Origin of the sequence: Pengzhenrongella sp., from assembly GCF_036565025.1 — a bacterium.
GTDB lineage: Bacteria > Actinomycetota > Actinomycetes > Actinomycetales > Cellulomonadaceae > Pengzhenrongella.
The window spans coordinates 1-13,040 of record NZ_DATCNW010000087.1 but is presented as its reverse complement, the minus strand read 5'-3'; the positions used below and the strand labels follow the sequence as shown (position 1 = coordinate 13,040).

General features: G+C 72.4%; 9 protein-coding genes. 4 read left to right on the top strand and 5 right to left on the bottom strand.

What is annotated here, in order from left to right; translation table 11 throughout:
* The 3 genes from VIM26_RS04820 to VIM26_RS04810 all read right to left on the bottom strand — a co-directional run.
* A partial coding sequence (locus tag VIM26_RS04820) for a hypothetical protein (RefSeq protein WP_331949219.1) occupies positions 1-1,089 on the bottom strand: 1,089 nt, incomplete at its 3' end.
* A gap of 52 nt (positions 1,090-1,141) precedes the next feature.
* Positions 1,142-3,478, bottom strand: a complete 2,337-nt coding sequence (locus VIM26_RS04815) for a putative bifunctional diguanylate cyclase/phosphodiesterase (RefSeq protein WP_331949218.1) — start codon at positions 3,476-3,478, stop codon at positions 1,142-1,144.
* A 167-nt stretch (positions 3,479-3,645) separates the two neighbouring features.
* The gene (locus VIM26_RS04810) at positions 3,646-6,069 is read right to left on the bottom strand and encodes a bifunctional diguanylate cyclase/phosphodiesterase (RefSeq protein ID WP_331949217.1); all 2,424 of its coding nucleotides are present in this window, start codon (positions 6,067-6,069) and stop codon (positions 3,646-3,648) included.
* A 137-nt stretch (positions 6,070-6,206) separates the two neighbouring features.
* Here VIM26_RS04810 and VIM26_RS04805 point away from each other — a divergent pair, with 137 nt between their 5' ends.
* Positions 6,207-7,727, top strand: a complete 1,521-nt coding sequence (locus VIM26_RS04805) for a PQQ-binding-like beta-propeller repeat protein (protein ID WP_331949216.1) — start codon at positions 6,207-6,209, stop codon at positions 7,725-7,727.
* An 88-nt stretch (positions 7,728-7,815) separates the two neighbouring features.
* Complete coding sequence (locus VIM26_RS04800; protein ID WP_331949215.1) at positions 7,816-8,757, top strand: LysR family transcriptional regulator; 942 nt, start codon at positions 7,816-7,818, stop codon at positions 8,755-8,757.
* On the opposite strand, the gene VIM26_RS04795 is transcribed toward VIM26_RS04800, so the two are convergent.
* Together VIM26_RS04795 and VIM26_RS04790 are read right to left on the bottom strand one after the other, a co-directional pair.
* Positions 8,700-9,566 carry an aldo/keto reductase gene (locus VIM26_RS04795; RefSeq protein ID WP_331949214.1) on the bottom strand — a complete coding sequence of 289 codons (867 nt, stop codon included), beginning with the start codon at positions 9,564-9,566 and terminating at the stop codon, positions 8,700-8,702. The genes VIM26_RS04800 and VIM26_RS04795 overlap by 58 nt on opposite strands.
* 29 nt (positions 9,567-9,595) lie before the next feature.
* Positions 9,596-10,567 carry an aldo/keto reductase gene (locus tag VIM26_RS04790; RefSeq protein ID WP_331949213.1) on the bottom strand — a complete coding sequence of 324 codons (972 nt, stop codon included), beginning with the start codon at positions 10,565-10,567 and terminating at the stop codon, positions 9,596-9,598.
* A 110-nt stretch (positions 10,568-10,677) separates the two neighbouring features.
* Here VIM26_RS04790 and VIM26_RS04785 point away from each other — a divergent pair, with 110 nt between their 5' ends.
* On the top strand, positions 10,678-12,192 hold the full coding sequence (locus VIM26_RS04785; protein ID WP_331949212.1) for a PQQ-binding-like beta-propeller repeat protein: 1,515 nt from the start codon (positions 10,678-10,680) through the stop codon (positions 12,190-12,192).
* Between the two features lie 109 nt (positions 12,193-12,301).
* Positions 12,302-13,040: hypothetical protein (locus VIM26_RS04780; protein ID WP_331949211.1), on the top strand; the 739-nt coding region annotated here is incomplete at its 3' end.

The following is a 13,040-nucleotide window of genomic DNA, read 5'->3' as shown; positions in this document are numbered from 1 at the left end:
CGGCAGGTTGGTCAGGTCGTCGGTGCGGGCCTGGCGGCGTGCCTCGCCGAGGCTGCGGACCTCCCGCAGGGTGAGCGTGGTGCGCGCGAGCGCGAGGCAGATGGTGGCCCCGGCCAGCCACACGACGAGGCGGTCGCCAGGGTCGCTACTGAGACCACTGACCATCAGTAGCGCCACGGACGTCGCGGCGAAGAGCAGGGGCACGGCCAGCAGCGCCCAGTCGCCCATCGCGCGCGGTGGGCGACCGGGGTTGCGGGTCCATGCCGCCGACGCGGACAGGGCGGCACCGACGGTCCAGGCGACGTCGAGCCAGCCCCCGATGCGGTACGTCCCGGCCGCGGTCTGGAGCAGGAACGCCACGTTGGCGAGCACGGAACAGCCCAGCGAGGCGAAGATCAGCCACCACGGTGCGCCGACCCGCCAGCCCATCACTCCGAGCGCTCCGAGCGCTCCGAGCGCTCCGAGCGCTCCGACCACAAGAACGCCGAGCAGCAGGTCTGCCACCGGGTAGGCGAGCGCGGTGGCGACCTGTTCGGTGCCGCCGCGCCCGGGCACGAGCACCTTGGTGAACACCAGGGCGATCGCGAGCGCACCCAGCCCGCAGGACGCGACGAGCCCGTCGAGCCAGGTCGAGGCATGCCAGTGCACGACCTGGGCACGCAACAGCAGGGCGATCCCGATGTAGAAGAGGGGGAAAGCTCCGAGCCAGCAGAGGTCGGCCAGGGACGGGAACGGTTGCGGATCCAGCTGCGGCAGCACGGCCGCGGCGTAGAGGTTGCCGGCCAACCCGGCGAGAATCCCGAACCCGAACAGCGCCCAGGGAACGCGCGCCGCCCGCACCAGCCGCACCCGCGCGAAGATCAGCGACGCGCTAAGCGTCGAGACCGCGATCGGCAGCACGATCGGCAGCACGGTCGGCAGCACGGTCGGCAGCACGACGCTGAGGGTCGAACCCGCCGTCCGCTCGCTGAGCAGCAGCGCGCAGGCCACGATGCTCGCCGCCACGAGGGCGGCGAGCAACCACAGGCCCGCGCGAACCGCCCGTCGTCGACCAGCGGGCAGCGCGGAGTGCAGGAAGGAAAGTTCCATGGGACGGGATCGACAGGCCAGCGGAGAAGTTGAGGCGGCGGGCGGGCGAAAGCTACGCGTTGGCCCGGCCGGGCCCGGCCCAGCCGGCGCTCAGGTCGACCTCCGGGCCGACGTCGTCCGGGTCGACCTCGCCGGGGCCGTCCACGGCGGCCCAGCGCCGGACCCAGGGCGCGACGTCGTCGGCCGGCATCGGCTTGGCGATCTGGTAGCCCTGGAACACGTCGACGCCCATGGTGATCAGCCGCGCGGCGGTCTCGGCGTCCTCCAGGCCCTCCGCGACGAGCCGCAGGCCCAGGGCGTGCGCCATCTGGGTCGTCGTCTGCACGATCATCAGGCTCCGCTCGTCGGTCAGGATCGTCGAGACGAACGACCGGTCCATCTTGAGCTCCTGCACGGGCAGGTCGCGCAGGTACGCGAGCGAGGAGAACCCCGTGCCGTAGTCGTCGATCGAGGTCTCCACCTGGTGCGCGCGCAGGTCGTACAGCGCCTCGCGGGCCCGCTCGGGCTCGGCCAGGAACGAGTCCTCGGTGACCTCGACGAGCAGGCACTCCCCCGGCAGCCCCGCCTTGTCGAGCGCCTCGAACAGCTTCGGCAGCACGGTGCCGCCCACGAGCTCGGGCGGTGCGCAGTTGACGGCGATCCGGAACGAGAATCCCTCGTCGATCCAGCGCCGCGCGTCCGCGATCGCGTGCCGCATGACCGCCTCGGTGAGCGCCGGCATCAGGCCGGACAGTCGCGCGTCGGGCAGGAAGGTCATCGGAGCCAGCAGACCTTCTTCCGGGTGCTGCCACCGGACCAGCGCCTCCATCGCCACCACCCGCCGGGTGCGGGCGTCGACCTGCGGCTGGTACCAGACGACCAGCTGGTCCTCGGCGATCGCCTCGCGCAGCTCCTTGCCGCGACGCAGCCGCTGGCGGGAGAACCCATCCTGGGAGGCGTCGAAACACAGGACCCCCGCCCCGGTCGACTTCGCCTCGTACATCGCGATGTCGGCCCGGCGCAGCAGCTCGGTCGAGGAGGTGTCGCCGGCCTCGCGCACCGTGATGCCGACCGACGCATCGATGGCCAGGTCCATGTTGTCGACCCGCAACGGGTTCTGCAGCACGGCACGTATCCGCTGCGCGATCTCGAACAGCCCGAGCTCGCCCTCCCGGAGGGCGAGCAGCGCGAACTCGTCCCCGCCCAGGCGGGCCACCAGGACCTCCTCGTCCAGCGCCGCGCGCATGCGGTGGGCGAGGGTCTGCAGGACGTCGTCGCCGACCGCGTGGCCGAGGCTGTCGTTGACGTCCTTGAAGCCGTCGAGGTCCAGCAGCGCCAGGCCCAGCGGGACGCCGGTGCGCAGCGCGTCGTCGGCCTTTGCGAGCAGGGCGCGCCGGTTCGGCAACCCGGTCAGCTCGTCCGTGAGCGAGAGCCGGTGCGCCTCCGCGGCGCCCTGCGCCTCCCGCAGGGCCATCATCATGCGGGCCCCCGTGCAGACCAGCGTGACCACCGCCGACCCGATGACGAACCAGCCGATCACGCCGTCCGGTCGTACCGCGAGCACCACGACCGCCAACGCCGCGGCGAGCGGGAGCACGCTCGAGTTCTGCGCCGTGATCGGCTGGGCGATGGCCGACGTCGATCGCGCGCACGCGGCCGTGACGAGGACCGCGAAGCTCAGGCCCCAGACCGCATCGAGCCAGATGTTCGCCGTGTAGGCGCCGATGGACAGGCGCAGGACGAGGCTGCTGTCGGCGGCGGAGAGTCCGAGCAGAGCTACCATCAGCGCGATCGTGCGCACCGAGCGGTCGCGCTGGCGCAGCATCAGCTGCCCGAGCACCACGGTGGCCAGGATCACGTCGATGAGCGGGTAGAGGATCGCCAGCAGCAGCGGCAGGCCGTCGCGGGAGAACGCCCCGGACAGCGGCATGAGAACCGCGAACGCAGCGAGGCAGGCCGCCGCACCACAGACGACGCCGGCCTCGAGCCAGATCGCCATCGTCGGGATCGCGCGCCGCGGCACGTCCAGCAGCAGGAAGGACGCGACTCCCACGTAGGACGCGAGGAAGAACACCTCGCCGGGTGCGGGGAAGCTCACCGCTGCGACGGTCTGGCCGGCGCTCAGCGTCACCGAACCCGCCGCCCACAGACCCACACCCGCAGCGATGAACAGCAGGGAGAGCCGCGCGGTCCCGGTCCGGGACTTCGCGGCAGCCAGCAGTCGGGCGAACAGCAGGACGAAGAAGATCCCCTGCAGGACGACCACTCCGGTGCGGATCGGGGACCCGTCCGGGACGCCGACCAGGGCGACGTTCACGGCGATGCCCAGGCTCAGCACGATCCACGAGGCGGCGCCGAGCCCACGCTGCAGGCGACCCGCAGCGGGCGATGCCCCGAATCTCACACCCATCGGCCCGCCCCCAAGTCGTCAGCAACCACCATCCCCCAGATCGGACCATGATTTATCGACTTGGGGAGCTAATCGCAGCACGACTGACCGATGCGTCCGATGAGCCCCGCTTTGTCCTGGATGAAACTACGTTGTCCCGGGCGATCTTCACCGATTTGGGCGCGGAGTCAGGTCCTGGCCCGACCGGCCGGGGTGGCGGCGAGGACGAGCGGGAGGCGGGCTTCGATCCGCCTGATCAGCTCAGGCAGGAGCGGGCCCGCCACGGGGCGACCCAGGCCGAATCCCTGGGCGGCGAAGCACCGCATGTCACTGAGCCTGAGCAGGGTCGCGTCATCCTCGACGCCCTCGGCGATGACGTCCAGCCCGAGGGCCCGCGCCAGCTCGATGGTCGAGTGCACGATCGCCGTGCTCGCATCGTCGCCGATGAGGCCCGTGACGAACGAGCGGTCGATCTTCAGCCGCCGCACCGGCAGTCGTTGCAGATACGCCAGGGAGCTGTGCCCGGTGCCGAAGTCGTCGACGGAGAGCATCACCCCCATCTCCGCGAGCTTGCCGAGCACCTGCATCGAGCGGCGCGGATCCACCATCGCGCTGCTCTCGGTGATCTCGAGCTCGAGGGCCTCGGCATCGAGGCCGTGGCGATCCAGCGCGGCCCGCACGTCGTCGACGAGACCGAGATCCAGCAGGTTCCGCGCGGACAGGTTCACCGCGACCGTGAGCTCGAGTCCCTCGCTGCGCCAGTGCGCGCACTGGCGCAGCGCGTGGTCGAGCACGTACTGGGTGAACGGCCCGATGAGACCGGTCTGCTCAGCCGCCGCGATAAATGAGTCCGGGCCGAGCATCCCGCGACGCGGATGCTGCCAGCGCGCGAGGGCCTCGACGCCGAACACCAGGCCGCTGCCGATGTCGACCTGCGGCTGGTAGTGCAGCACGATGTCGCCGTCCTCGAGCGCCGTCCCGAGCTCTCCGATCAGCAGGGGCGCGAGCCCACCCCCGGTCTCCATCTCAGCTCCGTAGCGCGCGGTGCGGCCGGGTCGCGTCCTGGCGGCGGACAGCGCGATCTCGGCCCGGCTCAGGGCGAGCTCCGGCTCGGTGGCGTCCTCGGGGAGCAGCACGACCCCCACGACCACCTCCACCGAGACCCGCATGCTGGGCAGCTCGAGCGGGCGTTGCAGGGCGCAGCGGATGCGCTCGGCCGCCGCGCAGGCCTCCTCCCCGGACGTGATCGAGGGGTCGAGGACGGCGAAGGCGTCCTCACCCAGCCGGGCCACCAGGGCACCCTCGCCGGAGGTGTCGCCGAGCCGCTCGCCGAACGCGCGCAGGATCGCTTCGCCGGCGCGGTGCCCGAGGGTGTCGTTGATCTCCGCGAACCGCTCGAGGTCGATCAGCAGCAGGCCGCCGAGCCGCTCGGGGTCACCGGCGAGGGCCTCGCCGAGCCGGTCCGCGAAGCGACGCGGGTTCGCCAGGCCGGTGACGTAGTCGGTGTCCGCGAGCTGGCCGAGGCGTTCGGCCTGCGCCTGCACCTGCCGCAGCAGCCGGAACGCGCGGGCCCGACCGGTGCCCAGCACAAGCACGAGGGCGCCCACGATCACGCTCATCGCCAGGCCACCGAGCAGCGCCGTGCGTGAGTTCGGGTTGGACAGGACGCCGCTCGGCGGCAGGACCCGGAAGACGTCGACGGTCCACCCGCGGTCGAGAGCCACCGTCACCCGCGCCGCGCCGTCCGGCGGGGTGCCGCTCTGGAAGACCGTGTCCGAGGATCCCCGGTGGTAGTCCAAGGCCACGTCGGTGTGCACCCGACCGTAAAGAGCGCGGTCCAGCACCACCTGGGGGTCCGCGACGACCCCGACCCAGCCGGCGAACGCGGCCCGACGGCCCTGGACGGTCGCGGGCACCCCGCCGCCGCGGTACATCGGCGTCGTCGCCGCCAGCCACACGGGCTTCCCGATCGGGAACGGCGCGAAGTTGCTCAGTCCGGAGTCGCGAGAGTCCAGGGCACTGGAGCCGAGGGCGCAGTAGTCGATACCCGCCGGCAGGCCCTCCGTCCCCCTGTTCAACGACGTGGTTCCGAGGCAGTAGAACGGCCTGGCGCCCGCGGGCACGATCACGAGCTTTCCGGTCGGGCCCAGGGGGTGCGGAGGATCCGCCTCGATCCGCCTCGCGAAGGCCGGGAGCTCGGCGGCCGGGACGATCACGGCCTCGCCGACACCTTGGATCTCCGGGTACCGCTCGAGGGCCTGCACGGAGTTCGCCCACGCGACGAAGTCGGAGTTCGAGGAACCGGGGTTGGCCAGCGCGTAGGCGGAGGCGTTGATCACCAGGTCCTGCTCGCGCTCGATCGACAGCCCGAGGGTGGAGGCGATCTGCTCGCCGGTCTGTTCGAACCCCTCGCGCGCGGTCTGGGCGTCGCCGGTCGCCACCGAGTCCGCGCCGTTCACGGCGCCCACCATTCCGACGACGACGAGCAGCACCGCGATGGACACCCACGGGGAGCGGCTGCCCGCCCGACTCCGCCTCGCGCCGGTGTCGGGGCTGGTGTCGGTGTCGGGTGGCGGCGCGGGTGGGAATCGTCGTCCGATGCGCGCGTACATGCCCCTCCCACTCCATCAGCACTCCGAGCCCAGACGGTCTCCGGCTACTCATCGGCACCTGGGGTGCGGATCTGAGGCTGAACTCGATCGGCAGGCGACCGGTGTTCTGCTGCGCATACCGTGCGTAAGGTCGCCGGATGCGCGGGTCGCGGCGTCAGATGCAGGAGGTTCTGCTCGTCGACGCCGATTCGGCCGCCGATTCCGCCGACGGTGCCCTCACGCCGGACGGGTCGGACGACGGCGGGCGGCGGTCCCGTGGCGCCACCTGGGCCCGCCGAGCACGCCGGTGGTGGCCGGTCGCGGCCGGCCTGGCGCTGATCGTCGTCGTCGGCCAGGTGACCGCCGACCGGCGCGAGAACGCGCGCCTGGACGCGCTCGCCGACGTGCCCGGGGTGCTCGCGCCGCTCGACCGACCCGTGCACGAGCTGTGGCGCCGGGACAAGGCGCAGATCACCGACCGGGCGGCGTTCGCCGGGCAGCTGCTGGCGGTCGAGGAGGCTCCCGACGGGTCTGTCTCGGTGGTCGCGATCGATGCCCGCACGGGCAAGACGCTCTGGCGAGCCGCGGCCCGTGGGCCCGGCCATCAGCTGGACGGGACGAGGTGTGCCTGGCCCCGATCGCCTCGGCCGAGCGACGCGGCGGGCACCGGTCACGTGATCGCCTGCGTCGTTGTCGACGAGTACGCCGCGGCCGAGCCGGGCGCTGCCTTCCTCGACCACCCGAGCAAGGCCCGGATGGTGCTGGTCGACGCGACCACCGGCGCGGTGCTGTCCGACAAGACGACCGCGCCGACCACGTCGGTCCGGTCGCTGGGCGCCGACCTGGTGATCAGCCGGGTGGATTCCCGCGGTTACGTGCACGTGACGCGCACGGACGCCCTGGGCGCCACGAACCGGTGGACGTACACCAGCAAGGAACCGGTGCCCCTGGACGCCTTCGGTCAGCGGTCGGTCAGGCTTGATGTCGCCGATGGCACGGTCGTCGTGCGGGCCTTCGACAGCAGCACCTTCGAGGCGGCCGGCTCGACCTGGCTGCTCTCGGGCGACGGGAGGCTCCTGCGTTCCGCGGTCTCCGACGCCACGCGCGCCGTCGGCTGGCTCATTCCACTGCCCGGCGGGAAGCTGGTCGCCGCCCAGGACGTCGGCGATCCTGCCGCCGACTCCACGACCATCTCCCACCTCACGACGGGCACGTCCTTCACCATCTCGGGCCACCCGTCCGTGGTCTACGTGAACGACGGTTCTGTTCCCGACCTGCTGCTCGCGACCCCCGAGGCGCGCGACCTCCTCGTCGGGTACGACGCCGGTTCCGGGCGGCGTCGCTGGACCACACGGGAGACCGGCGACGGCCAGTTCCTGATCATCGACGGCCGGATCCTCTCGGCGAAGGCCGACGTGCTCCGGGCGATCGACGGACGCACGGGCGACCCGATCTGGACGACCCAGGAGGCCCCGTCGGAGGACTCCGCGCCGCTGACCGACGGGCGGCTCGTGCTGCTCGCCGGTCGTGACCCGGAGCGCGGGCACGTCCTGGCCGCCTACGGGCTGGACGACGGGCGGCTGCGCTGGAAGGCCGACCTCCCGGGCCAGCTGAGCTTCTCCACGATGGGCGGAAAGTTGTACGGCTCGTCTCAGAACCTGCTCGTCGCCTTCGGGTAACCCCGGGTTCGGACGGCGTCGCCTCGAGCGGGCGCCGGCGGACCCGACCTCGGGCTGCTCCCGAGCCTCCCCCGGCTAGAATCACCCGATGGAACTGCGCCAGCTGGAGCATTTTGTCGCGGTCGCCGAGGAACGGCACTTCACCCGCGCGGCCGACCTGCTGCACATCTCGCAGTCGGGGCTCTCGGCCTCGATCCGGGCCCTGGAGGTCGAGCTCGGGACCTCGCTGTTCATCCGCAGCACCCGGCGCGTCGAGCTCACCGCGGCCGGGCGGGCCCTGCTGGCGGACTCGTTGCGCACCCTGGCGAGCGTCACAGCCGCCAAGAATGCGGTGGCGGCCGTGAGCGGGCTGCTGCGCGGGACGCTGAGCGTCGGCGCGGAGCAGTGTCTGGGCTCGGTGGACCTGCCGGTGCAGCTCGCGCGCTTCCGGACCTCGAACCCGGGGATCGAGGTGCGGCTGCGGCACGCGAGCTCCTCGGAGCTGACCGAGAGCGTGTCGGTGGGGCGGGTCGACATCGCCCTGGTCGCCGTGTGCGGACCCGCGCCGCAGGGCGTGCGGCTGGTGCCGCTGTCCACCCAGCGCCTGGTCATGCTGTGCCACCCGGACCATCCCCTGGCCAGCGCCGACGAGATCGACCTGGCCCGGCTCGGCACGGAGACGTTCGTCGGGTTCCAGGCGGGGTGGGGGGCCCAGGTCCTCGCGAGCCGGGCGTTCGCCGCCGTCGGCCTGGACTACCGCGCGGCGATGGAGGTGAACGATGTGCACTTCCTGCTCGACCTGGTGGGCTACAACCTCGGGATCGCGATCGTGCCGGAGACCATCGCGGCGAAGCGACCGGACGTGCTGCGGGCCGTCCCGCTCGGGGCGGGCATGCCCGCGTGGGACGTCGCGGTCGCGGTCGCCGACGAGCCGAGCCCGGCCGCCACGGCCTTCCTCGAGCAGCTGTTCGAGAAGGCCGCGGCGGGCGAGGATCAGGCCAGGTCGAGGCTCGCGAGCTCGGCCGCGGACAGCACGACGTCGGCCGCCTGAACGGAGTCGACGATGCTCGCCGGGCGCGACGCACCCGGGATCGGGATCACGTGCGACGACTTGGCCAGCTGCCAAGCGAGGCAGACCACCTGCGGGCTCACCCCGTGGGCGTCGGCCACCTGCTGGAACGCGGCGAACTTGTCCCCCAGCGCCGCGGCCGACCTGATGCCGCCGAGCGGGCTCCACGGCAGGAACGCGATGCCGAGCTCGTGGCACAGCCTCAGCTCCACCTCGCTGCTGCGGAAGGCCGGCGAGAACTGGTTCTGCACGCTGGCCAGGCGCCCGCCGAGGATCTCCTGGGCGAGCCGGATCTGCTCGACGTTCGCGTTCGAGATCCCCGCGTGCCGGATCGTCCCGGCGTCGAGCAGGTCGCGCAGCGCGCCCACCGAGTCCGCGTACGGCACCTCCGGGTCCGGACGGTGGAACTGGTAGAGCCCGATCGCGTCGACTCCGAGGCGCTTGACGGAGGCCTCGGCGGCCGATCGGAGGTGCTCGGGCCGGCCGTCGAGCGTCCAGGCCCCGTCCGCGCCGGCCGGGCGCAGGTGCCCGCCCTTGGTGGCGACGAGGATGTCGGAGGCGTCGCCGCCCCAGGTCGCGAGCGCGGAGGCGATCAGCGACTCGTTGTGGCCGACGTCGTCGGTGGGCAGGTGGTAGGCGTCCGCGGTGTCGATGAGCGTGACGCCCGCGTCGAGCGCGGCGTGGATGGTGGCGATCGAGCGGGCCTCGTCGCCGCGCCCCTCGATCGACATGGGCATGGCGCCAAGGCCGATCGCGCTGACCTCGAGGGTGCCGATGAGTCGTGTCTTCACGTAGGTGGTTCCTTACTGGGGTGTGGGGGCTACCAGGCGTAGTTCTCGGGGGCCGGCTTGCGGCCGGGGAAGATCTTGTCGAGCCGGTCGAGCGTGTCTGCGTCCAGCTCCACGTCCAGCGCGCGGACCGCCGCGTCGAGCTGCTCGCCGGTGCGCGGGCCGATGATCGGGGCGGTCACCGCGGGCTGGTGCAGCAGCCACGCGAGGCCGACGTCGCCCGGCTCGTGGCCGAGCTCGGCCGCGAGGTCCTCGTACGCCTCGATCGCGTCGCGGTGGGTGGCGAGCGCCTCGGCCGCGCGGCCCTCGAGGCGACGCTTGCCGTCGCGCTCCTTGCGCAGGACCCCGCCGAGCAGGCCGCCGTGCAGCGGCGACCACGGGATGAGGCCGAGGCCGTTGGCGCGGGCCGCCGGGATGACCTCGAGCTCGACGTCGCGCGTGAGCAGGTTGTAGATGGACTGCTCGCTGACCAGTCCGGTGAAGTTGCGCTTGCGCGCCGCCTCCTGCGCGGTGGCGATGTGCCAGCCGGCGAAGTTGCTGCTGCCCGCGTAGAGGATCTTGCCCTGCGCGACGGCGGTCTCGATGGCCTGCCAGATCTCGTCCCACGGCGTCTCGCGGTCGACGTGGTGGAACTGGTAGATGTCGACGTAGTCGGTCTTCAGCCGCTTGAGGCTCGCGTCGAGGGCGCGCCGGATGTTCAGCGCGGAGAGCTTGCCCTCGTTCGGCCGGTCGGTCATGTCGCCGTACAGCTTCGTCGCGAGCACCGTGCGCTCGCGACGCTCACCACCTGATCCGAACCAGTTGCCGAGGATCTCCTCGGTGGCACCGCGGCCGAGGCTCCCGCCGTAGACGTTGGCGGTGTCGAAGTAGTTGATGCCGTGCTCGTGGGCGGCATCCATGATCGCGTGCGAGGCCGCCTCGCCGGTCTGCGGACCGAAGTTCATGGTGCCGAGGCACAGGCGCGAAACGGAGAGGCCGGACCGGCCGAGGTGGGTGTATTTCATGTCGCCCAGATTGCGCCCGCCGAAGTTCATGTGTCCAACAGGTATTTCGGATGACATTGTGCGCTGCAGGCTCTCAATCGCGGTTCGTGCCCGAGTTGTACCGTCAGAGGATGGGCGCGCGGCGACCACACATGCAGGACGTCGTCCTCGTCGAGGCCGAGGTCGACGCGGACGCGCTCGGCCCCACAGGACAGTCCGACGACGAGTCCGCCGAGCCGCCCGGCGTCGCACGCGCCCGGTCCGCCGCCGCATGGTTTCCCCGGACGCGCCGGTGGTGGGCGGCCGGCTCCGTGCTCGCGCTGCTGGTCGGTGCGAACGCGGTCGCGTCCGGCCGGCGGGAGCAGGCGCGGGTCGCCGCCCTCGCCGAGCTGCCCGGCATCATCGCTCCGGTCGACGGGCCGCTCACCGAGCTGTGGCAGACCGACGCGTCCCCGCTGGACGCCCCCGCGGTTGCGGGTCGGCTGCTCGCCGTGCTGAACGGTCGTGACGGGAGCGCGTCCGTGGTCGGGCTCGATCCGCGGACCGGCAGGGTGGGCTGGCGGACTCAGGTCAGGCCCGCGAGCTCGATCAACGGCTGGGCGGCCTGCGCGGTGCCCGACCCGCCCGGGCGCATGGGCGGCACGGCGTCGACCCCCACGGTGACCTGCGTCGTCGCCGACGATGTGGTCGTCACCGACGAGGACATCTCGGGGTACGTCGAGTTCCCGTCCCGGTCGCGCCTGCTCGTGCTCGACGCGCGGGATGGCCGGGTGCTCTCCGAGGACCCGGCGTTGCCGAGCCTGTCGGTCGCCGCGCTCGGCGCCGACCTCGTGACGAGCAGCGTCGCCGCCGACGGCCGGGTGCATGTGGCGCGGGCGGACGCGCGCGGCGGGCCGGTGCGCTGGAGATTCGTCGGACCCGATCCGATCCCGCCCGACGACGCCCATCAGCGGATGGCGTCGATCGAGGTGATCGGGAACCGCGTCGTCGTGCACGCGGGCACGACGTGGGTGCTCTCGGCCGACGGCGATGTGCTCGGTCACTGGACGCCCGACCCGGCGTCGCCGCTGGGCAGCTGGGTCGCCGTCATGCCGGGCGGGCGGCTGGTCGCCGAGCCGGTCGTGGCGGACGACCTCGGCGCGACGTGGAACCAGGTCACGGACCTCGAGACGGGTCGTTCCTTCGCCGCGCTCGGGAACCCCGTCCAGGCGACCCTCGACGACGGCTCGCTCGCGGACCTGTTCCTCACGACCGCCATCGAGCACCGCGAGCTGGTCGCCTACGACGTCGGGTCGGGCCACCGGCGGTGGACCGCGACGGCCAAGACCGACGGTGCGGTCCTGGTCGTCGACCAGCGGATCGTCCGGACCGAGACCCACGAGCTCCAGTCGGTCGACGGGCGTACCGGCAAGCCGGTCTGGACGACGCCGATCGCGTCCACCGCACCGAGCTCGCTGGTCAGCGACGGACGCCTGGTGCTGCTCATCGAGCCGGCCGCCGGCCCGGGTGCGGAGCTGGTCGCCTATGGGCTGGACGACGGCAGGCTGCGCTGGAAGAGCCGCCTGCCGGAGGACCTCTACCTGTTCGCGATCGACGGCCGGCTCTTCGGCTGGTCCGAGAACGGGACGGTCGTCGCGCTGGGGTAGCCGGCTCGCTGCGGCGCACCCGATCGGCCCTCGCGAAGTACCGCGCACCGGGGTATCCCGGACATAGCTTCTGATCCCCTCGACCGCCCCTCCGACGATGGAATGTGCGATGAACGACAGGCACTACGGCCCGATCCGCAAGGGCCGGCACCGCGATCGCGGAACCGCGCCCGGATGGCGGCGCTGGGCGCGCTGGATCGCGCTCGGCGCCGTGGCCGTGCTGGCCGTCACCCTTGTCGCGGTCTGGCACTGGACGGACTACCGGGCCTCGCAGGGGCTGCGGGCCAGGTACCCGGCCGTCGCGGCCACTGTCGTGTCCGCGCGCGAGTTCCGCGGGCCGACCTGGTCGTCGGTGATCGGCGTCCGGGTGGACGGGCGCACGATCACGATCAACGAGCAGATCGCGCCGCCTCGGCGCGGCGACGTCGTGCGGGTGGTGCTCGACCCGCGCAACCCGCAGCGAGCCGTGCTGGCCGACGTCGACGCCGCCGGCATCGCGCGCGACAAGACCGCGACGATCAGCCTGTACGTGCTGCTCGGCCTCGGCGGGGTCGGCTGGTTCTTCGCCCGGCACCCGACGTTTCGTTCCTCGGGCCGGGCGGGGGTCTCCAACGGGCTGGTGTGGACCGGGACGACCGCACACATCCGCGCCGCCGCGCGCGTGCACTGGCACACCTGGGCGCTGGACCTGGAGACGGAGGACGGGCGCGGGATGCGCTGGATCGGCGCCGCGAAGTACCCGCTGGTCGGGGAGCGGGTCGAGCTCATCGGCGCCGATCACCCGGGCCACTGGGCCGCGCTCGTGCCGTACCTGCGCATCCAAGAGCTCTGGAAGCCCTCCACCCGCC

Bases quoted from the DNA above. Each gene is read 5' to 3' on its own strand.
- VIM26_RS04815 (WP_331949218.1), bottom strand. From the start codon at position 3,478: ATGGGTGTGAGATTCGGGGCATCGCCCGCTGCGGGTCGCCTGCAGCGT.
- VIM26_RS04810 (WP_331949217.1), bottom strand. From the start codon at position 6,069: ATGTACGCGCGCATCGGACGACGATTCCCACCCGCGCCGCCACCCGAC.
- VIM26_RS04805 (WP_331949216.1), top strand. From the start codon at position 6,207: ATGCGCGGGTCGCGGCGTCAGATGCAGGAGGTTCTGCTCGTCGACGCC.
- VIM26_RS04800 (WP_331949215.1), top strand. From the start codon at position 7,816: ATGGAACTGCGCCAGCTGGAGCATTTTGTCGCGGTCGCCGAGGAACGG.
- VIM26_RS04790 (WP_331949213.1), bottom strand. From the start codon at position 10,567: ATGAAATACACCCACCTCGGCCGGTCCGGCCTCTCCGTTTCGCGCCTG.
- VIM26_RS04785 (WP_331949212.1), top strand. From the start codon at position 10,678: ATGGGCGCGCGGCGACCACACATGCAGGACGTCGTCCTCGTCGAGGCC.